Genomic DNA, 22,944 nt, shown 5'->3' with positions numbered 1-22,944 from the left:
GACCGGCGCCGTGCCCGGGCACGGCGGCATCCCAAAGCGGTACCCTCAGCATTGCATGCATGGCGCTGCATTGACGCGCCGCCTCCCCGGGCCGAGAGTGCGGAGCCCTGCATACGAGGAGCACCGCACATGAGGACACCCTGGACCCGCACCCTGGGCATCGCCTGCCTGGCCATCCTGGCCGCCCCTGCCTGGAGCGGCACGGCCGTGTCCGCCCACGCGCCGGGCAGCGCCGCAACGCCCGCACGCGAAGTGGTGGGCTACTTCACCTCCTGGGGCATCTATGCCCGCGGCTACACCGCGAAGAGCCTGGCCACCCAGGGCGCCCTGCCCCGCATCACCACCCTGAACTATGCGTTCGGCAGCGTGGCGCCCGCCAGCGCGGATGGCAGCGGCCCGGTGGGCTGCGGGCTCGGCGATGCGTGGGCCGACGTGGAGCGCCCGTGGACGGCCGAGGAAAGCGTGGACGGCACGGCGGTGGACGGCAGCGAGCCGCTGCGCGGCAACTTCCAGCAGCTGCGCGCGCTCAAGCGCCTGCAGCCCGGGCTGAAGGTGCTGGTTTCGCTGGGCGGCTGGAACGGATCGAAATGGTTCTCCGACGCAGCCCTCACGCCCGCATCGCGCAGCGCGTTCGTGACGTCGTGCGTCGATCTCTTCATCCGCGGCCGCACCGGCGGGGAAACCGAAGGAAACGGCCCGGCGGCGGGCGTGTTCGACGGCATCGACATCGACTGGGAGCATGTCGCCGCAGAAGCCGCCCCCGGCAACATCGTGCGGCCGGAAGATACGGTGAACTTCACGCTGCTGCTGCAGGAATTCCGCCGGCAGCTCGATGCCATCGACCCGGCGCTGCGCCTGACCATCGCGGCACCCGCGGGCCCGCAGAACAGCGCGAAGATCGAGCTCGCGGCCGTGGCGAAGACAGTGGATTTCATCAATCTGATGGCCTACGACCTGCACGTTTCCTCGGAGCGGCGCACCAACCACCAGGCCGCACTTGCACCCAGCCCGCGCGACCCGGACCGGGCACGGGATCTCTCGGTGGTGGAAGCCGCCGGCCGGTACCTGCAGGCCGGGGTGCCGCGCAGCAAGCTCGTGGTCGGCGCGCCGCTGTACTCCCAAGGCTGGCGCGGCGTGGACCCGGCCGGCAACGGCCTCTACCAGCCGGCCACGGGCCCCGCGCAGGGCACCTACGAGGCCGGCGTGGACGATTTCAAGACCGTGCGCGCCAAGCCCGGCTTCACCCGGCACCGGGACGCGTGGTCCCGCGCGGCCTGGCTCTTCGACGGCAGCACGTTCTGGACCTTCGACGACGAGCAGGTCGTGCGCGAGAAGGCGCGCATCGTGCGGGCCACGGGCTTGCGCGGCATGATGTTCTGGGAGCTGTCGGGCGATGGCGGCGAGCTGGTGCGCGCGGCCGGAGAGGAGCTGTCCACGGGCCGCTGAAACCCGGGGGACGCGCCGTGGAAGGCGAATCCGGGATAATCCCGTGATTCCCTGCAGCCGGGCCGAGCGCCCGGCTCTCTATTTTCAGCACGAGACATGAGCGCCACTGCAACCCCCACCGACCCGAACCGCCAACACCTCGAAACGGCGCGCGAACAGATCGCCCGCGGCGACCTGCAGCAGGCCGCGCTCACGCTGAACAAGGCCCAGCGCACCCAGCCCAACGACCCGCGCGTGTTCATGCTGGCAGGCCTCATGGCCGAGAAGGCGGGCAATATCCCGAAGGCCTTCGACGGGCTGCGCCGCGCCGTGACGCTGGCGCCCGACTGGGGTCCGGGCCAGCTGGAACTGGCGCTGCTGCACGCGCGCCAGAACCAGCTGCGCGAAGCCGTGGAGCTGGCCGAGAAGCTGGCTGCGCGCGAGCCGCGCAACCTGCTGGTGCTCGCCGGCGTGGTGGACATCGCGCACCGCGCAGGCCACCTGGACATGGCCGTGCGCCACCTGCGCCGCGGCCTGGAGATGGTGCCCGGCGACGTGCAGCTGCGCCGCCTGCTCGCCCGCGACCTGAGCGACCAGGGCCAGCATGCCGAGGCGCTGCAGGTCTGGGGCGCTCTCATCGACGAAAACCCGCAGGACACCGAAGCCCGCCTGGGCCGTGTGAAGACCTGCATCGCGGCCGGCACGCCGGCGCAGGCAGTGGCCGACACCACGGCGCTGATGGAAATCGCGCCCGGCGACTCCGTGGTGGCCTACTACACCGCCATCGCGCACGGCGTAACGCCGCAGCACCAGCCGCCGGAGCTGCACCGCGCGCTGTTCGACGAGCTCGCGGGCCTCTACGACCAGCACATGGTCGCCGGCCTGAAGTACAAGCTGCCGAAGATCGCGGCCGGGAAGATCCTCGAACGCTATCCCGACAAGCGCCTCAACGTGCTGGACCTGGGCTGCGGCACGGGACTGCTGGGCGTGTGCCTGGGTCGCCTCGACGGCTTCCTCATCGGCGTGGACATCTCCATCAAGATGATCGAGCAGGCCGCCCGGCACAACGTGTACGACCGCTTCCACACCGTCAACCTCCTGGACGCGCTGCGCGACACACCCTCGTCCATCTACGACGTGGTGACGGCGCTGGATGTCTTCATCTACACGGGAGACCTGTCGGACACCGTGCCCGACGCCTTCCGCCTGATCGTGCCGAACGGCCATTTCCTCTTCTCGTGCGAAGCCGCTCCCGAGGACGGCCCGGACCTGGTGCTGCAGGCGAGCGGCCGCTATGCCCACAAGCGCAGCCATGCCGAGGCCGTGTGCCGGGCGGCGGGCTTCACGACGGTGGAGATCGAGGACCTCGTACTGCGCTACGAGGGCAATGAGCCCGTGCAGGGCTTCCTGGTGACCGCAAGGAAGTAACGGCCCCCCCTGAGGCGCCTGCGGCGCCTTCCCCCCGGGGGGACGACGCTGGCAGCCCGGCGGAGCCGGTTCTGCGGCGTCTGCTGGCATGGCCTGCTCCGCGGCCTTCGGATGGGTGGCGCACCGCCTGTCCCAACGCAGTGTCCCTGGCTTGCCCCGGGGATGCGCCTTGTTCGGAAAGGCGCGGCGTGAAGGCATTTCGGCCCCCCGCAACCCGGGAGCGCCGGGCGGCGACCCCGGGCCGGGTCAGATGCGGAACGCGTCCACGGCGCGGACGAGGTGGGCGGCCTGTTGCTGCATGGACTGGGCTGCGGCGGCGCTCTGCTCCACCAGCGCGGCGTTCTGCTGGGTGCCCTGGTCCATGACGGTGATGGCTTCGCTGACCTGGGCCACGCCGTCGCTCTGGGCCCCGCTGGCGGCGCTGATCTCGCTCACCAGGCCGGTGACGCGCTGGATGGCGGACACCACTTCGGCCATGGTGGTGCCTGCCCGGTCCACCAGCTGCGAGCCCTGGCCCACGCGCTCGACGCTGGCGCCGATCAGGTCCTTGATCTCCCGCGCGGCCTGGGCGCTGCGCTGGGCCAGCAGCCGCACCTCGCCGGCCACGACGGCGAAGCCGCGGCCCTGTTCGCCGGCACGGGCCGCCTCCACCGCCGCATTGAGCGCCAGGATGTTGGTCTGGAAAGCGATGGAATCGATCACGCCGATGATGTCCGCGATCTTGCGGCTGGAATCGTTGATGCCGCGCATGGTCTGAACGACCTCGGCCACGACCTCCCCGCCCCGCACGGCCACGGTGCTCGCGTTCACGGCGAGTTCATTGGCCTGGCGGGCGCTGTCGGCGTTCTGGCGCGAGGTGGAGCCCAGGTGCTCCATCGATGCGGCCGTCTGCTCCAGGGCGGCGGCCTGCTGCTCGGTACGGGCCGAGAGGTCGTTCGTGCCGGAGGAGATCTCCACGGAGGCCTGGGAAACCGCGTCCGCGGACTGGCGGACCTGCCCGATCACCTGGGCCAGTTGCAGGCGCATGGCCGAGAGATGGTGGACCAGGCTGGAGGTGTCGCCCGCGCCTGCCGCGAAGCTCTCGCGCAGGTCACCGTCCGCGATCTGGCGGGCGATCGCAGTCGCCTGGGCCGGGTCGCCGCCCAGCTGGCGCAGGACGGAGCGGATGATCCGCCAGCCCAGCAGCCCCCCGAGCACCGCGCCCGCCGCGATGAGCGCGGACACGATGCGGAAGGTGCGGTCCACGGAGGCGGCCACGCGCTCGGTCTCGTTCCGTGCCTGCTGCTCCTGCAGCTTGCCGGCTTCCAGCAGCAGGTTGCGGACTTCGACGTGCAGCCGGTCGGTGGAGGCGTTGAGCTCGCCCATGGCCGCTTCCGCATCGCCCGCCTGCGCCGCCGCCTGCAGTTTGGCCACCGACGCCTTGTAGCGGGCCCAGGTGTCCGCGAGCTTCTGGCCCGTGGCGCGCAGTTCCGCGCTGGCCCCTTCCTGGCGCAGCAGGGCTATGGCGTCGAGCACGGACTGCTCCGACTGCTGGTTGAGCGACAGCGTTTCCTCGCGGGATTTCGCGTCGGTCTTGAGGATGAACGGGTACATGCGCCGGAAATGCACCGCCGCCTGCCGTCCCCCGTCCACCACCTTGCGCAGCGGGACGACGGTGTCGGTGTACATCTCGCGCTGGGCGGCGCTCACCGCACGCAGCTGGGCCAGGCCCGTGGCCCCGACGAGCAGGAGGACGGCCAGGAAAAACGCCACCAGCGCGACCAGCTTCTGCGCCAATGTCATGTTTTTGAAAAGCGGCATGGAACGGGAACCCCTCGAACTGCAACTCATCCGTGCAGGCCGTCCCATGGTGCCAGAAACGTAAGGAATTAATACACGTTCATCGAAGATGACGGTATTTCTACAACGTGCCGGGTACCGCCCTCTCAGAAGCCCAGTGCGTGCGGCAGCCAGGTGGAGATGGCGGGCACGAAGGTGAGCAGGCCCAGCACGATCAGGTGGGCCACGAGGAACGGCGGCAGCTCGCGCGTGAGCGCTGCCAGCGGCACCTTGGTGGCCACCGAGGTGACGAACAGCAGTCCGCCCACCGGCGGCGTGATCATGCCCAGGGTGAGGTTGACGATCACCACCATCGCGAAGTGGATCGGGTCGATGCCCAGCGCCGCCGAGATGGGCGCGAGGATGGGCACGAGGATCATCACGCCGGGCAGCGGCTCCATGAAGATGCCGAAGAGCAGCAGCAGGATGTTGACCGCGATGAGGAAGGTGACGGGCGAGAGGTTCCAGCCCACGATCGTCTCGGCCAGTTGCTGGGGCACGCCCTCCACCGTCAGCACCCAGGCGAAGGCGGCCGAAGCCGCCACCACGAGCAGCACCGAGGCGGTGAGCAGCGCCGAGCGCGCGGCGATGTGCGGCAGGGCCTTCCACTCCAGCGTGCGGTAGATCCACTTGCCGCAGACGAGCGCGTAGAACACGGCCACCACCGAGGCCTCGGTCGGCGTGAAGATGCCGAAACGGATGCCCACCAGGATCAGCACCACCAGCATCAGGGCCGGAATGGCGCGGATGCTGTTGGCGAGCATTTCGCGGCCCGTGGGGCGCGGCTCGCGCGAGCGGTAGTCGCGCCTGACGCAGACGCGCCAGTTGACCACCGCCATCGCCAGCGCGATGAGGATGCCTGGCGCGAAGCCGGCGATGAAGAGCGCGCCGACGGAGACCTGCTCGTCCTGCAGCGCGTAGATGATCATGATGATCGAGGGCGGGATGATGGGCCCCACGATGGCCGTGCTGGCCGTGAGCGCGGCGGCGTAGGCGCGCGAGTAGCCCGCCTTGTCCATCATCTTGACCATCATCGAGCCCGGGCCCGCGGCATCGGCCAGGGCCGAGCCGGAGATGCCCGAGAACAGCGTGAGCGACAGGATGTTGGCGTGCCCCAGGCCGCCGCGCAGGTGACCCACGAACTGTGCGGCGAAGCGCAGCAGCACCACGGTGAGCGCGCCGCCGGACATGATCTCGGCCGCGAGGATGAAGAAGGGCACGGCCATCAGCGGGAAGCTGTCGATGCCCGTGAACATCTCCTTGAACACGATCAGTTGCGGATAGCGCCCGCCCACGAAGACCGCGATGGCGGCCGACATGGCGAGCGCGAACGCGACGGGAAAGCCCAGCGCCATCAGCAGGACGGCGGAAACGAAAAGGGTGATGGCCATGGCGTCAGTTCCTCGCGGGCATCAGAGCGAGGCCGCCGATTCGGCGTCCATCTCGTCGGATTCGACATAGCGGCCATCCCGGATGTAGCCGCGCGCCATGAAGAGCAGGTGCACGAAGAGCAGCACGAAGCCTGCCGGCATGGCCGCGTAGATCCAGGCGAAGGGGATGTCGGTGGCCGGCGTGGTCTGGAAGCGCGTAGCCCAGACGTACTGCACCGAGAACCAGGCCATCACCAGGAAGAACGCGCCCAGCGCCACCACGATGCAGCCGCGCAGCACTCGCGCGCCGCGCTCGCCCAGCACGTGGTGCAGGTTGTCGATGGCCACGTGGCCGCCGAAGCGCAGCACCAACCCGGCTCCCAGGAAAGTGCACCAGATCATCAGGTGGCGCGCCACCTCTTCGGCCCAGACGATGGAGTCGCCGGTGGTGTAGCGCAGCACCACGTTGGCGAAGACGATGCAGGCCATGGCCAGCAGCAGGAAGATGAGCAGCCAGCGGTTGCCGGCGACCAGGGCGCGCTCGAAGCGAGGGAGCATGGTGGAATGGGTGGGGGCTGGAAAAGACAAGGCCCGGACGTGCCGGGCACAGGCCGAGTGGCATGCAAGGCAGGCGGCCCGTGCCGCCCGCCCCGGTTCACTTCACGCTGGCGATCTGGTCCAGCGTCTTCTGGCCGAACTTGGTGGCGTATTGCTTGTAGGCGGGCTCCAGCGCCTTCTGGAAGGCGCCCTTGTCCACCGACTCCACCACCTGCATGCCGGCGGCCTTGACCTCGGCCAGGCCCTTCTGCTCCACGTCGTCGACGAACTTGCGCGAGGCCAGCGCGCCGGCCTTGGCGCCCTGCGTGAATGCGGCCTTCTGCGCATCGGAGAGGCCGCCCCAGAAGCCGGGCGACACGATCAGGGCCATGGGCGCATAGACGTGGCCGGTGAGCGTGAGGTACTTCTGCACCTGCGGCAGCTTGGCCGAGACGATCACCGACATGGGGTTCTCCTGCCCGTCGATCGTGCCCTGCTGCAGCGCGCCGATCACCTCGGGCCAGGACATGGGCGTGGGCGAGGCACCCAGGGTGCGGAAGGCGGTGATGTGGACCGGGTTCTCGGTCACGCGGATCTTCAGGCCCTTGAGGTCGGCGGGCGTCTTCACCGGATGCTTGTTGTTGGTCAGGTGGCGGAATCCCTGCTCGCCCCAGGCCAGCGCGATGAGGCCGCGCTTCTGGAACTTGCCCAGCAGTTCCTGGCCGAAGGGGCCGTCGAGCACCGCGCGGGCATGGGCCGTGTCGCGGAACAGGAAGGGGATGTCCACCACGCCCACGTCGGGCACGAAGTTGCTGAGCGCGCCGGTGGAGACGATGACGGCTTCGACCGTGCCCAGCTGCAGGCCTTCGATCAGCTCGCGCTCGCCGCCCAGGGCGCTGGAGGGGAACTGCTTGAACTTGATCGCGCCGTTGGTGGCCTTCTCGACCGTGTCGGACCACGCCTGGGCCGCGGCGCCGTAGTGCGAATTGACAGCCAGCGCATAGCCGAGCTTGACCTCCTTGGCCTGCTGGGCGTGGACCGTGCCCGCAGCCAGGCAGGCGATGGCAGCCACCGCGGCGGCGAGGCCCTGGCGGCGCAGGACACGGCGGGCAGGCAGCAGGACGGAGGACGAGGAAACGGCGAAAGCGGAATCGGCGGCGTGGCGCATGGGTACGGGTCCGGTGAACATGGAGAGCCTGGCAGGGCCGGCAGCGGCGAAGAAAGCGTGCCGCACGGGGCGGCCGGCGATTATCGCGATGCCGGCACCGCCTCCGGAAGCGGGAATGCCCTGAGCGCGGAGTCTGCCGGAGGCGCATACCGCATGCCGGAACGCACCCGTCAGAAGCGGTAGCCCGCGGACGCGTAGATGTTGCGCTGCGGGCCCGGCGTGAGGTAGTTGCTGACGTGCAGGTGGCTGGAGACGAAGTAGGCCTTGTCGAACACGTTGCGCAGCGCGACCTGCAGTTCGAGCAGGCCCCCGTCCATCCGGTGCTTCCAGGTGTGCGACAGGTCCATGCGGGCATACCCCGGCAGTGTGGTCGTGTTGGCGATGTCGGCCGGGCGGCTGCCCTGCGCCTGGATGCCGACGCCGGTGGCGTGCTCTGCGCTCCAGCGGAACTGGCCCCACAGGCTGAGGGCATGCCGGGCCACGTTGGGGATGCGGCGGCCCGGGTAGTCCGAGTTCGCCCCGTACCGGGCATCGGTGTAGGCATACGCGACGGCCACGCCGACGCGGCGCGACAGGTCGCCGCTCAAACTCGCTTCGATGCCTTGGGACCGTCCCGTTCCGGCAATCGTCTTGTCGTAGATGTTCGGCGTGGAGGGATCGTCGGCCAGCAGGTGGGTCTGCTGCAGCCGGTAAACGGCGATGTCGGACTGCAGGCGCCCACCGTTCCACAGGGACTTCCAGCCCGCCTCGTACTGCCTGGAGGCGCGTGACGGCAGCGACTGGCCGGAGGCCGAGGATGCCTGGTTCGGCGCGATGCCGGTGCTGTACGCGACATAGACGGAATCCGAGGCCGAGAGCTTGCGCAGCAGGGCGAGGCGGGGCGAGGTATCGGACTCCCGGATGCCTGCCGTGCCGGCGGCACCATAGAGAAAATCCTGCCGCGTGGTCCGCAGGCCCGCGACGGCGCTCCAGTCCCCCCACTCCACCCGGTCCTGCAGCGACAGCACCGTGCTGCGGAGATCCTGCGTGGTGGTCGTGAAGCTGAAGGACGCCGGCGGGACCGCCGGGCCGCGGACCGGCGCGTAGACATTGATGGCCGGACTGGCCAGGCCGGCGCTGCGCTGGTCCAGGGTTTCGGTATAGCGGTCCACGCCGGCGAAGAGGTGGTGCCGCATGCCTGCCCATTCGTGCACGCTGGTGATGCCGGTGGCGAGTGCGTCGATGCTGCGCTCCGTGCCCGGCTCGTAGGCGAGCCGCCGGCTGAAGGTTCCCGGTGGCGCGCCCGCGACGGCGGGGCCCAGGGATTGCCGCACCGATGTGCCGTGCGCCCGGAGACGGGTGTAGTCGAAAAACAGCCGTGCCGTTGCCGAAAGGGCCGCATCCCCATGCAGGTCCACGATGGTGTTGCGGGCCGTCGAGTCGCTCCAGGGCTCGCTGAGCTGCAGGTCGGGCGGGACCGCCGCAGGCCGGCCGCCGATGCCCGGCAGCCCGAAGTCGGGGCGGTAGGTCTGGTCGGTGTACTCCACGCCGAGGCGGAGGTGGTAGCGGTCGGCGTCGCTCTTGGCGATGCCCGCCTTGAGCCCGTCCAGCCGGTCCGGAACGTGGCGCCACTCGCTCGCGGACGAGTGCACGGCGATGACGCGGGCCGTCAGTTCCTGCTCGGCGGACAGCACGCGGTTGATGTCCAGGTGGGTGTCGAGCGCGCCATGCGATCCGCCGCCCAGGCCGGCCGAGCCGAAGTCGCCCAGTTCGGGCTGCTTCGTCACGATATCGACGGTGCCCCCCGGCTCGCTGCGCACTCCGATGGCGGCACCGGGGCCGCGCAGGACATCGACACGCTCCACGAAGGCGGGCGTGAAGGGATAGTTGGACAGCCGCACGCCGTCGCGCATCACGCGGGAGGCACCGGTGCCACTGTCGGCGATGGCGCCCCGGAGCACGAAGAACTGGCTGCGGCTGCCGTTGAAGCCCGAGTCGGCCTGCGCGCCGGGCACGTTGCGCAATGCCTCCTGCAGGGTGGTGGCCCCCTGGGCATGGATGAGCTCGGCGGGCACGGAGGTCACGGACGCGGGCGTGTCCAGCGGCGCGGCGGGGCTGCCCGTGGCCAGGCCGGAAGCCGGCGCCGCGGATTCCGCGGCCTGGACGGTGACGGTGCCGAGCGTGGGCTCCCGCGCTTCGTCCTCCGCGGCGCCGGCGACGCCGGGGAGCAGGCAGGCATAGAGGGCGGGTGTGGCGTGGAATGCGAGGCGCAGGCGGCGGCGAAGACCTCTGGGATGCATGGTGGATGGGTTCTTTCCTGGTGCGTGCGAACGCGCGAGCCCCGGCCGGCGTGCAGTGGCAGCGCGGCTGTTGCAGGGTGGTCGCGGTGGCGATGGGGTGGAGCGGCGCGCGCGGCACGGCCGACGCGGCTGGCACAGCGTCGGCCCCGCACGGGCCCGGGGAGGGTGTCAGGAAAAAACGGGAGGGCCGCGTGGCGGCAGCGGCGCACCGGCGATGCCCGCGATGTGCGCCTGGACGGCGGGCAGCAGGGCATGCGCGAGCGGCTGGGGCACGATGCCCGCACTGCGCGCGGGGGGCGGAGGCAGGGAGATGCCGAGACACGCCGGGCAATCCAGCGCGCCGTGCGCCGCCTCCCCGGCACCGTCGTCGCCGGGCTCCACCCACCTCATGGCGCCGCCGGTGCTGCAGACCATCTCCGACGGCACGGGCCGGAGCATCGGTGAAGCGATGGCGACGCCCAGCGCCAGGACGAACCACGCCATGACGAGGCGGACCAGCCGTGGCGATGTGCGCAGGACGTGCATGGCGACGCATTATGGGTGCGCGGTCCCGCGGGCGGTGCGCCCGCCCTGCCCCTGCGGCAATATGTCCACCCGGGGCCGCAAAGCCCCCTGGCAGGCGCCTCGCGCCAGCCTTGTCCCGTCAGCTGAGCAGCCGCGAGGACTTGGGCACGTGCGCCATGAGGAACTCCATCTGGTCGGCGAGGATGCGCCGGTTGCGCAGGATGAAGTCTTCCCAGAGGCTGGGCACGTAGGGAGCGTACAGCAGCGGCATGTGGGCCTGCTCGGGCGTGCGCGGGCCCTTGCGGTGGTTGCAGGCGCGGCAGGCGGTGACCACGTTCATCCAGTGGTCGGCGCCGTTGCGCGCGAAGGGCACGATGTGCTCGCGCGTGAGGTCTTCCTCGTGGAAGTGGCCGCCGCAGTAGGCGCAGATGTTTCGGTCGCGCGCGAAGAGCTTGCTGTTGGTGAGGGAGGGCCTGAGGCCGAAGGGGTTGATGCCGGGCACGCCCTTGGTGCCGATGATGCTGTTGACCTCGATCACGGACTGCTCGCCCGTGAGTGCGTTGTGCCCGCCGCGGAACACCGCGATGGGCCCGCCCGATTCCCAGCGCACCTCGCCCGCGGCATAGTGCGTGACCGCCTGTTCCAGCGAAATCCACGATTGCGGCAGCCCCTGGGCCGACAGCTTCAAGACCTTCACAACACCCTCCTTGCAACACGACAAGATTCGGAACGCTGATGTCTCGCGGGCCGCCCGCAGGGGCCCGTGCCGCACAATATACTCCCAAATCATGACGGATTGGCGGCCAGCGCTTGGCGCACCTGCCTGGCACGCTATCAAAAAACTAGCATTCCGATGAAGATCTTCCGCGGCCTCCACCACCCCGGCATCGCTCCTGCCTGCGCGGTCACCATCGGGAATTTCGACGGTGTCCACCGCGGGCACCAGGCCATGCTCGCGCTGCTCGCCAGCGAAGCGGCGCACCGCGGCGTGGAGAGCTGCGTGCTGACCTTCGAGCCGCATCCCCGCGACTATTTCGCCAGCGCCCTGCAACGGCCCGAACTGGCGCCCGCGCGCATCGGCACGCTGCGCGACAAGCTGGAGGAACTGGCGCGCTGCGGCGTGCAGCAGGCGGTGGTGCTGCCCTTCAACGAGCGGCTGGCGCGCCAGGCGCCCCAGGCCTTCATCGACGACGTACTGGTGCGCGGGCTGGGTGCGCGCTACGTGCTGGTGGGCGATGACTTCCGGTTCGGCGCGCAGCGCGCGGGCGACTACGCGATGCTGGACGCCGCGGGACGCGAGCGCGGCTTCGACGTGGCGCGCATGAACAGTTATGAAGTGCATGGATTGCGCGTGTCCAGCTCGGCCGTGCGCGATGCGCTGGCGCGCGGCGACATGGAGGCCGCCGCGGCGCTGCTGGGCCGGCCCTATGCGATCAGCGGCCACGTGGTGCATGGGCGCAAGCTCGGCCGTGCGCTGGGCGCGAGCGCCGAGGGCGCCGGGGATGGCTTCCGCACCCTGAACCTGCGCTTCGCGCACTGGAAGCCCGCGGCCGGCGGCATCTTCGCCGTCCTGGTGCACGGCCTCTCGGAGGCCCCCCTGCCCGGTGTCGCCAACCTGGGCGTGCGCCCCTCGCTCGACCCCGCGGACGTCAACGGCGGGCGCGTGCTGCTGGAGACGCACTGCCTGCAGTGGCCCGCCCACCTGGGGGCCGAAGGAGCCTACGGTAAAATCGTGCGCGTGGAACTCCTGCACAAACTGCACGACGAGCTGAAGTACGACAGCCTCGACGCCCTCACCGCCGGCATCGCCCGGGACTGCGAGGACGCGCGGGCGTATTTCGCGTCCACCCCGGCGGCCAGCTACACGGAAACCCGTCGCCAGACCACGCGCGACCGAATTTGACGCCTGCGCGGTCCGCCCCGGCGGCCGCGCCCGCTCCTCCCCGAGCCGCACCCCGGTGTGCGGCTCCCCTCCCGCCCCCTTTCCTGCTTCCGCCCTGGCGGCCCCGGCACCTGCCGGCAGCCAGGCACATCCTGCCCAGCCATGTCCGACACCACGCCTACCGCCTCCGAATCCACGCCCGGAACCGACTACCGTGCGACGCTGAACCTGCCCGACACGCCCTTCCCCATGCGCGGCGACCTGCCCAGGCGCGAGCCGGGCTGGGTGAAGGAATGGGACGAAAAAGGCATCTACAAGCGCCTGCGCGATGCGCGGCGCGGGGCTCCGAAATTCATCCTGCACGACGGCCCGCCCTACGCCAACGGCCAGATCCACATGGGCCACGCGGTGAACAAGATCCTCAAGGACATGATCACCAAGGCGCGGCAGCTCGAAGGCTTCGATGCGCTCTACGTGCCGGGCTGGGACTGCCACGGCCTGCCGATCGAGAACGCCATCGAGAAGAAACACGGCCGCAACCTGCCGCGCGACGAGATGCAGGCCAAGGGCCGCGCCTACGCCACCGAGCAGATCGCGCAGCAGATGGCCGACTTCCAGCGCCTGGGGGTGCTGGGCGAATGGGATAACCCCTACAAGACGATGAACTTCGCCAACGAGGCCGGCGAAATCCGCGCGTTCAAGCGCGTGATGGAGCGCGGCTTCGTGTACCGGGGCCTCAAGCCCGTCTATTGGTGCTTCGATTGCGGCTCGTCGCTGGCCGAGTTCGAGATCGAATACCAGGACAAGAAGAGCACCACGCTGGACGTGGCCTTCAAGGCGCACGACCCGGCCGCGCTGGCCGCCGCCTTCGGCCTGCCGGCCCTGCCCAAGGACGCCTTCGTCGTCATCTGGACCACCACGGCCTGGACCATCCCCGCCAACCAGGCGCTGAACCTGAACCCCGAGATCCGCTACGCGCTGGTGGACACGGGCGAGCGCATCCTGCTGGTGGCCGAGCCGCTGGTGGCATCGTGCCTGGAACGCTACGGCCTCGCAGGCAGCGTGATCGCCACCACCCTCGGCAGGCAGCTGGGCGGGTTGGAATTCGAGCATCCGCTCTACGACGTGGCGAGCGATGACGGCAGTTACGGCTACCGGCGCCTCTCGCCGGTGTACCTGGCCGACTACGCCACGGCCGACGACGGCACGGGTATCGTGCATTCGTCGCCCGCCTATGGCCTGGAGGATTTCAACTCCTGCGTGGCGCACGGCCTGGCGCTGGACGACATCCTCAATCCCGTGCAGGGCAACGGTACCTACGCGGCGGACTTCCCCCTCTTCGGCGGCCTGCACATCTGGAAGGCCGTGCCGGTCGTCATCGAGGCATTGCGGAACGCCGGCCGCCTGATGGCCACCAAGGACATCGTCCACAGCTATCCGCACTGCTGGCGCCACAAGACGCCGGTGATCTACCGCGCCGCGGCGCAATGGTTCGTCCGCATGGACGAGGGCGAGGGCGTGTTCACCAAGCCCGGCGAAAAGCCCGCGAAGACGCTGCGCCAGATCGCGCTCGAGGCCATCGAGCACACGAGCTTCTATCCCCAGAACGGCAAGGCGCGCCTGCACGACATGATCGCCGGGCGGCCGGACTGGTGCATCTCGCGCCAGCGCAGCTGGGGCGTGCCCATCCCGTTCTTCCTGCACAAGGATTCGGGCGAGCTGCATCCGCGCACCATGGAGATCATGGACCAGGCCGCCGCCATCGTCGAGGCGGGCGGCATCGAGGCCTGGAGCCGCGTGACGGTGGAAGAGATCCTGGGCGCGGAGGACGCACCGCACTACACCAAGAGCACGGACATCCTGGAGGTGTGGTTCGATTCCGGCTCCACCTTCTTCCACGTGCTGCGCGGCACCCATCCGGAAGTGCACCACGACAGCGGCCCTGAGGCCGACCTGTACCTGGAGGGCCACGACCAGCACCGCGGCTGGTTCCACTCCTCGCTGCTGCTGGCCAGCGCGCTCTACGGCCGGGCGCCCTACCGCGGCCTGCTCACGCACGGCTTTACGGTGGACAGCCAGGGCCGCAAGATGAGCAAGTCGCTGGGCAACGGCATCGACCCGCAGGAGATCAACAAGAAGCTGGGCGCGGAGATCATCCGCCTGTGGGTGGCGGCGAGCGACTATTCGGGCGACATCGCGGGCGACGACAAGATCCTGGCGCGCGTGGTGGATGCCTACCGCCGCATCCGCAACACGCTGCGCTTCCTGCTGGCCAACGTGAGCGACTTCGATCCCGCCACGGATGCCGTGCCCTTCCCGCAGATGCTGGAGATCGACCGCTATGCGCTCACGCGCGCGGCGGAGTTCCAGGCCGAGGTGCTGGCGCACTACCAGGTGTACGAGTTCCACCCGGTGGTGGCGAAGCTGCAGCTCTACTGCTCGGAAGACCTGGGCGGCTTCTACCTCGACGTGCTCAAGGACCGGCTCTACACCACCGCGCCGAAGAGCCTGGCGCGCCGCAGCGCCCAGACCGCGCTGCACCAGATCACGCACGCCATGCTGCGCTGGATGGCGCCCTTCCTGTCCTTCACCGCCGAGGAGGCCTGGAAGACCTTCGGCCACTCCGACTCCATCTTCCTGGAGACCTACCAGCCCATCGCCAGTGCCGACGAGGGCCTGGCCGCCAAGTGGACGCGCATCCGCGCCATCCGCGACGCGGTGAACAAGGAGATCGAGGCGGTGCGCGCCGCCGGCCAGGTGGGATCGTCGCTGCAGGCCAACGTCACCCTGGTGGCCGGCCCGGAGGACCATGCGCTGCTGTCCAGCCTGGGCGAAGACCTGAAGTTCGTGTTCATCACCTCCGCCGTCGAGCTGGTGGCGGGCGATGCGCTCGCCATCCGCGTGGCGGCCAGCCCGGACGCCAAGTGCGAGCGCTGCTGGCACTACCGCGCCGACGTGGGCCGGGACCCGGCCCATCCGACCATCTGCGGCCGGTGCGTGAGCAACCTGCACGGCAGCGGCGAAGCGCGGGAGCACGCATAAATGGCCCGCGGCAACGCTTCTTCCTCCTCCGCGTCCGGCAAGGGCTCGCTGTGGCCCTGGCTGGCCTGGGCCGTGCTGTTGCTGGTGGCCGACCAGTTCACCAAGACGCTGATCCTGGGCTATTACCGCCTGGGCGACGCCACCTACGTCACCAGCTTCTTCAACATCGTGCGGGCGCACAACACCGGCGCGGCGTTCTCGTTCCTGGCGAATGCGGGTGGCTGGCAGCGCTGGGTGTTCACCGGCATCGGCGTGGCGGCGGCCCTCTTCATCGTCTGGCAGTTGCGCGCCCATCCGGGACAGAAGCTGTTCTGCTTCGCGCTCTCCAGCATCCTGGGCGGCGCCATCGGCAACGTGGTGGACCGCATGATGCACGGCTACGTGGTGGACTTCCTGGACTTCCACGCACGCGGCTGGCACTTCCCCGCCTTCAACCTGGCCGACTCCGCGATCACGGTCGGCGCGGCCTGCCTGATCATCGACGAGCTGATGCGGGTGCGGCGGGGCAGCTGACCGCATGCCGGATGCCACCGGCCCGGGGCGCGCCGGGCCGTCAGGACGTTCTCTGGCGGAGCCGGCAGGCGGCGCCGTACAGCAAGGCGGGCACTTCCGCCACGGCCTGGCGCACGCCCAGCCCGGCGGTCATCTGCCGGGCCACGCCCACGGCCAGCACACCATAGCGCAGCGCGCGCCGCGCATCCTGCATCGCGGGTAGCGCCTCCAGTGCCTCGCGGGGCACCCCGGCACTGGCGGCCCGCTCCGCCTCTCCGGCACCGGAGAGTTTCCGCTGGATCCTGCGCTCGAAGGCCCTGCTGACGGCGGGCATGGCTGGATAGGCATAGCCGGGGGGAGGCAGGGAGCCTTCCGGAACCTGGCTCCGTTCGTACTCGACCCATGCATGCAGGGCGGCGCCGGAGTGTGCGAGCAACCCGTCGAGGCAGGCTTTTTCCGGGCCGCCCTGCACGAAGTATTCCTCCTTGGTCGCTGGCGTGTCGGACCACTGCCCATCGGGAGCGAACACGGCGGGCCCTTCCAGCCAGGCATCCATGACGAGGTCGTCCTCCGGCCCGCCATCACCGCGCACTTCGGTCCATACGTGCGGGATCTCGTGGGAAATCACCTGGCAGAGCGCCTCTTGCGGTCGCAACCGGGGCACATGCAGCAGGGCTGCGAGCGCCGCATGCTCGTCGCAGTTGCCGGCCCTGGCGGCTATCGCCCCGGCGGCGTTTGCGGCCACCTGGGGCCAGCCGGCATCCACCAGATGTCCCGCCACGGCCTTGGCGGCGATCATCCCGCGCAGGCTCTCGCCTCCGGTGCGCTCGATGTCCTGCGCCACATTGCCCCGCCCGATGGACAGGAGCCTGCGCGTTGCCTCGACCGTGCCGTGGGCCTGCCGCAATCGGGCCAGGTCCGGACCTTCCACGTGCCGTCCGTCGATCGCCCGCGCCATGACATAGGGCCGTAAAAGCGCATCGCCAGCCATATCGCGGCGTGGCGCAGGCAGCCCTGTGGGCACTCCACGGGACCGCAGCTCCCCGCCGGCTCCGGCCACGACGGTGGAGGATCCGCCGGGCAGATGCGACGAGGATGCGGCAGGCGCGGAACGGGCCCGGGGCGATGGCAGAGCGCTGGCCGAGGTGAGGCGGGAAACCATGGGCGAGATGCTGGACGCTCCCATGCCATCCGGCGGCCTGCCGGGCGAAGCAGGCGGCCAGGCAAACGAAGGCTCGGTCCCGGTGGGCGGCCCCGCTGTCATCGCCCCGTCATGCGGCCGGGCTCCAATGCATGTAATCGATTACATGACCCGTCTGCAGCCGTTTCTTTTCCCATGACCATCCAGCACGTCGCCCATGAAGCCGGGGTATCGGTCGCCACCGTCTCCCGGGTTTTCAATACGCCCGACAAGGTGATGCCCGCCACGCGCGCCGCGGTGCTCGGTGCCGCCGAGCGGCTGGGCTACGTGCCCAACGCCACGGCGCGCACGCTGCGCACCCAGCGCAGCCATGTCATCGGCGTGGTGCTGCCCACGCTGCTCAACCCGGTGTTCGCGGAATGCCTGGACGGCATCGCGCAGGCTGCGGCACGGGGGGGCTACGCCATCCTGCCGTTCACCACCAGCTACGCGGTGGCACAGGAAGAACGCGCGGTGCACCTGCTGCTGGCGGGCAATGTGGACGGCATGGTCCTGGTGGTGTCGCAGCCCCAGTCCTCCGCGGCGCTGGAGCGGCTCGCCGCGGTGCAGCTGCCGTATGTGCTGGCCTACAACCGGCATCCGGACCATCCCTGTGTTTCGGTGGACGGCGAAGGCGCCGTGGCGGAACTGATCGCGCAACTGGCCGCGCTGGGGCACCGCCGCATCGCCATGGTGAGCGGGCAGCTCGCCGCGTCCGACCGGGCGCAGCAACGCTGCCGCGGCTTCGTGCGCGGCATGGCGCAGGCAGGCCTGGCCCCGGTGCGGGTCGTGGAAGTGCCCTTCGTCGAGACCGCCGTGCAGGAAGTGGCCGAGCTGCTGCGCGGGCCGCAGCGCCCCACCGCCCTGGTCTGCTCCAACGACCTCATCGCGATCCGCTGCCTGCGTGCGGCGCACATGGCGGGCCTGGAGGTGCCGCGCGATCTCAGCGTGGTGGGATTCGACGGCATCGCGCTGGGCCGGGACCTGACGCCCGTGCTGGGCACGGTGGCCCAGCCCAACGCCGATATCGGCCGCTGCAGCGTGGAGCTGCTGGTCCAGGCCATGGCATCGCACGTGCCGCCCACGCCGGAGGCCAGCCTGACGCTGCCGCACCACTTCCGCGCCGGAGGCTCCTGCGCCGCGGCGCCAGGCGGCGACTGACCCCAGGCCTGCCACAACCGTTTCCCTTCGTTCCCTTCTTTGTTCCTCGCCCCACAGGAGTTCTCCGATGCGATCCCCCCTCCAGCAATTCGCCCGTGCCGCCGCGCTGGCCCTCGGCCTGGCCGCCACCGGCGGCGCCTTCGCGCAGACCGCCATCTGCTACAACTGCCCGCCCGAATGGGCCGACTGGGGCACGCAGCTCAAGGCCATCAAGGCCAGGACCGGCGTCACCGTGCCTCCCGACAACAAGAACTCCGGCCAGTCGCTGGCGCAGATGTCCGCCGAGCGCGCCAGCCCCGTCGCCGACGTGACCTACCTGGGCGTGACCTTCGCCATCCAGGCGCAAAAGGACGGCCTGCTGGGCACCTACCAGCCCGCCGGCTGGAAGGACATTCCCGACGGCCTGAAGGACCCGGCCGGCCACTGGTTCACCATCCACTCGGGCACGCTGGGCTTCATGGTCAATGTCGATGCGCTCAAGGGCAAGCCGGTGCCCAAATCCTGGGCGGACCTGCTCAAGCCCGAATACAAGGGCCTGGTGGGCTACCTGGACCCGGCCTCGGCCTTCGTGGGCTACGTGGGCGCCGTGGCCGCCAACCAGGCGCGGGGCGGCACGCTGGAGAACTTCGGCCCCGGCATCGACTACTTCAAGGCGCTGCAGAAGAACGAACCCATCGTTCCCAAGCAGACCGCCTACGCCCGCGTGCTGTCGGGCGAGATCGCCATCCTGCTGGACTACGACTTCAACGCCTACCGCGCCAGGTACAAGGACGGCGCCAACGTGCAGTTCGTGATCCCCGCCGAAGGCACGGTGGTCGTGCCCTACGTGATGGGCATGGTGGCAAAGGCGCCCCACGCAGCCGACGCCAAGAAGGTGCTGGACTTCGTGCTCTCCGACGAGGGCCAGGCCATCTGGGCCAAGGCCTACCTGCGCCCGGTGCGCGCCGCCGCCATGCCCGCCGACGTGCAGGCCCGCTTCCTGCCCGCCAGCGAATACGCCCGCGCCAAAACGGTGGACTACGGCCGCATGGCCGCCGTGCAGAAGGAGTTCTCCGACCGCTACCTGCAGGAAGTGAAATGAGTTCGCGCCACGGCGGTTTCGCCCCCTCGCGCGCCCTGCTGGCCGCGTGCGCCGCACCGGCCGTGGCGTTCTTCGCGGCCTTCTGGCTGCTGCCCACGGCCCTGCTGCTGGCCCTGCCGGCCCGCCAGGGCTGGGCGACCTACTTCGCGGTGGTGACGAACGGCCGCTACCTGCAGAGCCTGCTGCAGACGCTGGGCCTGTCGCTGGCCGTCACGCTGGCCACGCTGGTGCTGGGCGCCCTGGTGGGTATCACGCTGGCGCGCCAGCGCTTTCCCGGCCGGCAGCTGCTGCTGTCGCTGCTGACGCTGCCGCTCTCCTTTCCCGGCGTGATCGTGGGCTTCTTCATGATCCTGCTGGGCGGGCGCCAGGGCACGCTGGCGGGCATCACGGACGCGCTGGGTTGGGGCCGCATCACCTTCGCCTACGGCCTGCCGGGCCTGTTCCTGGCCTACCTCTACTTCTCGCTGCCGCGCGCCATCGCCACCTACACGGCGGCGGCCGGCGCCATGGACGCGCAGCTGGAAGAAGCCGCCCGGTCGCTCGGCGCATCGCGCTGGCGCGTGGCGCGCGACGTGTGGATGCCGGCGCTGGCGCCCACCACGCTGGCCTGCGGCGCCATCGTGTTCGCCACCGCCATGGGCGCCTTCGGCACGGCCTTCACGCTGTCGGCCAAGTTCGAGGTGCTGCCCATCACCATCTACGACGAATTCACCAACTACGCCAACTTCGCGCTGGCGGCCAGCCTGTCGATCGCGCTGGGGCTCATCACCTGGCTGGTGCTCTGGGTCTCGCGCCGCTGGGCCGGCGCGTCCGCCTTCTGAGAAAGAGCCACGATGAGAAACGCAAGACAGGCGCCCTGGGCGCTGGTGGCCCTCACCGCGCTGGTGGCGCTCTTCATGGCCGCTCCCATCGCCCTGTCGGTGATGGCCGGGCTGGTCAACAACTACGGCACGGGCCTGCAAAGCGGCCTCACGCTGCGCTGGCTGGGCGAGGTGTGGGAGAACTACGGCAGCACCGTGGGCTGGTCGCTGGGCCTCGCGCTGATGTGCGTGGCAGGCAACCTGCTGATCGGTGTGCCCTGCGCCTATGCGCTGGCCCGCAGCCGCTCGCGCTGGGCGCGGCTCTTCGAGGAACTGCTGACCCTGCCCGTCGCGGTGCCGGGCCTGGCCAGCGCGCTGGCGCTGATCCTGGCCTACGGAACGCTGCAAGGCTTCCGCCAGAGCTTCGCCTTCATCCTGGTCGGACACATGGTGTTCACCCTGCCCTTCATGGTGCGCACCGTGGGCTCGGCCTTCCAGAAGGACGAGCTGCGCTCGCTGGAGGAGGCCGCGCGCTCGCTGGGCGCGAGCTTCGCGCAGCGCTTCCTGGGCGTGCTGGTGCCGGCCGTGCTGCCGGCCATCGTGGCGGGCAGCCTGATGGTGTTCACGCTCTCGGTGGGCGAATTCAACCTCACCTGGATGCTGCACACCCCGCTCACCCGCACCCTGCCCGTGGGCCTGGCCGACAGCTACGCCTCCATGCGCATCGAGGTCGGCTCGGCCTACACCCTCGTCTTCCTGATCGTCATCCTGCCGGTGCTCTGGGGCCTGCAGGCCGTCGGCACCTTCATCGAGAAACACCATGGCACTTGAACTCGAACGCACGCGCGTGGACATCGTCCAGTGCGCCAAGACCTATGCCGGCGGCGCGCGCGGCCTGCAGCCCACCGACCTCACCGTGGAGCCCGGCGAGGTGCTGGCCCTGCTGGGCCCCTCGGGCTGCGGCAAGACCACGCTGCTGCGCCTGATCGCCGGGCTGGAGGCGCCCGACGCCGGCAGCCGCATCGCCTTCGGCGGCACCGACGTCACCCAGCTGCCCATCGAGCAGCGCGGCGTGGGCATGGTGTTCCAGCACTACGCGCTGTTTCCGCAGATGACGGTGGAGGGCAACATCGGCTATGGCCTGAAGATCCGCGGCACGCCCGAGGACCAGCGCCGCCGCATGGTGGGCGAGCTGATCGACCTGGTGCGCCTCTCCGGCCTGGAAGAGCGCCGCCCGGCGGAACTCTCGGGCGGCCAGCGCCAGCGCGTGGCCCTGGCCCGCGCCGTGGCCGTGCGCCCGCGCGTGCTGCTGCTGGACGAGCCCCTCACGGCGCTGGACGCCAAGCTCAAGGAATCGCTGCGGGACGAGCTGGCCGAGCTGCTGCGCCGCCTGCACATCACCGCCATCCACGTCACCCACGACCAGCAGGAAGCGCTGGCCATCGCCGACCGCCTGGCCGTGATGCAGGCCGGCCGCATCGTGCAGGTGGGCGACGGCGAGACGCTCTACCGCACGCCCGCCCATCCCTTCGTGGCATCCTTCCTGGGCCGGGTGAACCGGCTGGAACGGCCGGCCGGCGGGCGGCAGGGCTTCATCGACCTGGGCGGGCTGGAACTGCCCGTGCCGCAAGGCCTGGCCTGCAGCGCCTGGCTGGTGCGCCCGGAAGACGTGGAGGTCGAGCCCACCGTGCTGGGCCAGTCCGGCTGGGGCCACGCCGACGTGACGCACCGCAGCTTCCTGGGCGACCGCGTGCAGCTCACGCTGAACGTGCCCGGGCAGGCCCCGCTGCGCGCCGACGTGGCCCGCGACCACGCCGCCCGCGCGGGCGACGCGGTGGCCGTGCGCATCGCGCCGCAGCGGCTCATGCCGCTGGCCGAAGACATTGCCGCCTGAAACGCGCCCCCTCCATGACACGCTCCATGACCGCATTCACCGCACCCACCACCCTGTTGCTGCAGCTCTCCGACCTGCACATCCGCGAGCCCGGCCGCCTGGCCTACGGCCGGCTGGATACCGCTCCCTACCTGCGCCAGGCGGTGGAGACGGTGCTGCGCATGCCGCAGCGCCCCGAGGCCATCGTCGCCACGGGCGACCTCACGGATTTCGGGCGGCCGGAGGAATACGCCCACCTGCGCGAACTGCTCGCGCCGCTGGACCCGATCCCGCTCTACCTGCTGCCGGGCAACCACGACGACCGCGCGCAGTTGCGCGCCAGCTTTCCGGGCCACGCCTACCTGGGCACGCACGGCTTCGTGCAATTCAGCGTGCCCGTGGGCGGCCTGCAGCTCATCGCGCTGGACACCGTGGTGCCCGGCGCGAGCGAGGGCAGCCTGTGCGCCGAACGCCTGGAATGGCTGGCCGCGCAGCTCGATGCCAGCAGGGACCGGCCGGTGGTCATCGCCATGCACCACCCGCCCTTCCGTACGCTGATCGGCCACATGGACGAGATCGGGCTGCTTGAAGGCGCGCAGGCGCTGGAGGCCCTGGTGGCCCGCCATCCCAACGTCGAGCGCGTGATCTGCGGCCACCTGCACCGCAGCATCCAGGTGCGCTTCGGCGGCACGATCGCGGCCACGGTACCCTCGCCGGCGCACCAGGTGTGCCTGGACCTCGCGCCCGACGCCGCTTCGGCCTGGACGCTGGAGCCCCCGGGCTTCGCCGTGCATGCGCTGCCCGCGGGCGGGCGCCTGGTGAGCCACCTGGCGGCCAGCGGACAGTACCCGGGCCCCTACCCGTTCCACGACGGCGGGCGGCTCATCGACTGACGGCCGGCGCG

The 22,944-nt window shown here is 70.3% G+C and carries 19 protein-coding genes; 11 read left to right on the top strand and 8 right to left on the bottom strand.

Translation table 11 applies throughout. The features are described from left to right. Positions 1-129: 129 nt before the first annotated feature. Both T336_RS0122685 and T336_RS0122680 read left to right on the top strand, forming a co-directional pair. Positions 130-1,446: a glycoside hydrolase family 18 protein gene (locus T336_RS0122685; protein WP_026434232.1), complete on the top strand. Its 1,317-nt coding sequence runs from the start codon at positions 130-132 to the stop codon at positions 1,444-1,446. A 96-nt stretch (positions 1,447-1,542) separates the two neighbouring features. Next, entirely contained in the window at positions 1,543-2,853 is a 1,311-nt protein-coding gene (locus T336_RS0122680) for a tetratricopeptide repeat protein (protein WP_026434231.1), read from the top strand. Positions 2,854-3,099: 246 nt separating this feature from the next. On the opposite strand, the gene T336_RS0122675 is transcribed toward T336_RS0122680, so the two are convergent. The 7 genes from T336_RS0122675 to T336_RS0122645 all read right to left on the bottom strand — a co-directional run bounded on the left by T336_RS0122675 (position 3,100) and on the right by T336_RS0122645 (position 11,226). Further along, positions 3,100-4,653, bottom strand: a complete 1,554-nt coding sequence (locus tag T336_RS0122675) for a methyl-accepting chemotaxis protein (protein ID WP_026434230.1) — start codon at positions 4,651-4,653, stop codon at positions 3,100-3,102. A gap of 125 nt (positions 4,654-4,778) precedes the next feature. Beyond that, on the bottom strand, positions 4,779-6,062 hold the full coding sequence (locus T336_RS0122670) for a TRAP transporter large permease (protein WP_026434229.1): 1,284 nt from the start codon (positions 6,060-6,062) through the stop codon (positions 4,779-4,781). Between the two features lie 21 nt (positions 6,063-6,083). Then, positions 6,084-6,599: a TRAP transporter small permease gene (locus tag T336_RS0122665; protein ID WP_019703365.1), complete on the bottom strand. Its 516-nt coding sequence runs from the start codon at positions 6,597-6,599 to the stop codon at positions 6,084-6,086. Between the two features lie 97 nt (positions 6,600-6,696). Further along, positions 6,697-7,677 carry a TRAP transporter substrate-binding protein gene (locus tag T336_RS0122660; RefSeq protein ID WP_026434228.1) on the bottom strand — a complete coding sequence of 327 codons (981 nt, stop codon included), beginning with the start codon at positions 7,675-7,677 and terminating at the stop codon, positions 6,697-6,699. Positions 7,678-7,916: 239 nt separating this feature from the next. Further along, positions 7,917-10,025, bottom strand: a complete 2,109-nt coding sequence (locus T336_RS0122655; RefSeq protein ID WP_051647415.1) for a TonB-dependent receptor — start codon at positions 10,023-10,025, stop codon at positions 7,917-7,919. 168 nt (positions 10,026-10,193) lie between these two features. After that, positions 10,194-10,550, bottom strand: coding sequence for a DUF2946 family protein (locus T336_RS0122650; protein ID WP_026434226.1), 357 nt, complete (start codon positions 10,548-10,550; stop codon positions 10,194-10,196). Between the two features lie 118 nt (positions 10,551-10,668). Beyond that, positions 10,669-11,226: an HNH endonuclease gene (locus tag T336_RS0122645; RefSeq protein ID WP_019703368.1), complete on the bottom strand. Its 558-nt coding sequence runs from the start codon at positions 11,224-11,226 to the stop codon at positions 10,669-10,671. Between the two features lie 156 nt (positions 11,227-11,382). Here T336_RS0122645 and T336_RS0122640 point away from each other — a divergent pair, with 156 nt between their 5' ends. From T336_RS0122640 to lspA, 3 genes are all read left to right on the top strand, one after another. Beyond that, on the top strand, positions 11,383-12,432 hold the full coding sequence (locus T336_RS0122640; protein ID WP_026434225.1) for a bifunctional riboflavin kinase/FAD synthetase: 1,050 nt from the start codon (positions 11,383-11,385) through the stop codon (positions 12,430-12,432). Between the two features lie 141 nt (positions 12,433-12,573). Further along, the gene (gene ileS, locus T336_RS0122635; protein WP_026434224.1) at positions 12,574-15,453 is read left to right on the top strand and encodes an isoleucine--tRNA ligase; all 2,880 of its coding nucleotides are present in this window, start codon (positions 12,574-12,576) and stop codon (positions 15,451-15,453) included. Continuing rightward, the gene (lspA, locus tag T336_RS0122630) at positions 15,454-15,966 is read left to right on the top strand and encodes a signal peptidase II (RefSeq protein WP_019703371.1); all 513 of its coding nucleotides are present in this window, start codon (positions 15,454-15,456) and stop codon (positions 15,964-15,966) included. Between the two features lie 40 nt (positions 15,967-16,006). Here the strand turns inward: lspA and T336_RS0122625 are convergent, their stop codons facing one another. Beyond that, complete coding sequence (locus T336_RS0122625) at positions 16,007-16,903, bottom strand: hypothetical protein (RefSeq protein ID WP_244884015.1); 897 nt, start codon at positions 16,901-16,903, stop codon at positions 16,007-16,009. A 378-nt stretch (positions 16,904-17,281) separates the two neighbouring features. Between T336_RS0122625 and T336_RS0122620 the strand changes: the two genes are divergently transcribed. The 6 genes from T336_RS0122620 (at position 17,282) to T336_RS0122595 (ending at position 22,933) form a co-directional block, all read left to right on the top strand. Next, the gene (locus T336_RS0122620) at positions 17,282-18,286 is read left to right on the top strand and encodes a LacI family DNA-binding transcriptional regulator (RefSeq protein ID WP_026434222.1); all 1,005 of its coding nucleotides are present in this window, start codon (positions 17,282-17,284) and stop codon (positions 18,284-18,286) included. A gap of 67 nt (positions 18,287-18,353) precedes the next feature. Further along, the gene (locus tag T336_RS0122615; RefSeq protein ID WP_026434221.1) at positions 18,354-19,367 is read left to right on the top strand and encodes an ABC transporter substrate-binding protein; all 1,014 of its coding nucleotides are present in this window, start codon (positions 18,354-18,356) and stop codon (positions 19,365-19,367) included. Next, positions 19,364-20,188 (top strand): ABC transporter permease, encoded by an 825-nt coding sequence (locus T336_RS0122610; protein ID WP_026434220.1) that lies wholly within the window; start codon positions 19,364-19,366, stop codon positions 20,186-20,188. The genes T336_RS0122615 and T336_RS0122610 overlap by 4 nt, the downstream gene beginning before the upstream one ends. Positions 20,189-20,200: 12 nt before the next feature. Beyond that, a complete protein-coding gene (locus T336_RS0122605; RefSeq protein WP_026434219.1) occupies positions 20,201-20,998 on the top strand; it encodes an ABC transporter permease in 798 nt (265 codons plus the stop codon). Continuing rightward, entirely contained in the window at positions 20,988-22,061 is a 1,074-nt protein-coding gene (locus T336_RS0122600) for an ABC transporter ATP-binding protein (protein WP_026434218.1), read from the top strand. Before T336_RS0122605 ends, T336_RS0122600 begins: the two co-directional genes overlap by 11 nt. Positions 22,062-22,075: 14 nt before the next feature. Next, positions 22,076-22,933, top strand: coding sequence for a phosphodiesterase (locus T336_RS0122595; protein ID WP_026434217.1), 858 nt, complete (start codon positions 22,076-22,078; stop codon positions 22,931-22,933). Positions 22,934-22,944: the final 11 nt, after the last annotated feature.

It is taken from the genome of Paracidovorax oryzae ATCC 19882, from assembly GCF_000687165.1.
GTDB lineage: Bacteria > Pseudomonadota > Gammaproteobacteria > Burkholderiales > Burkholderiaceae_C > Paracidovorax > Paracidovorax oryzae.
This window is presented reverse-complemented; position numbering and strand designations above follow the sequence as displayed.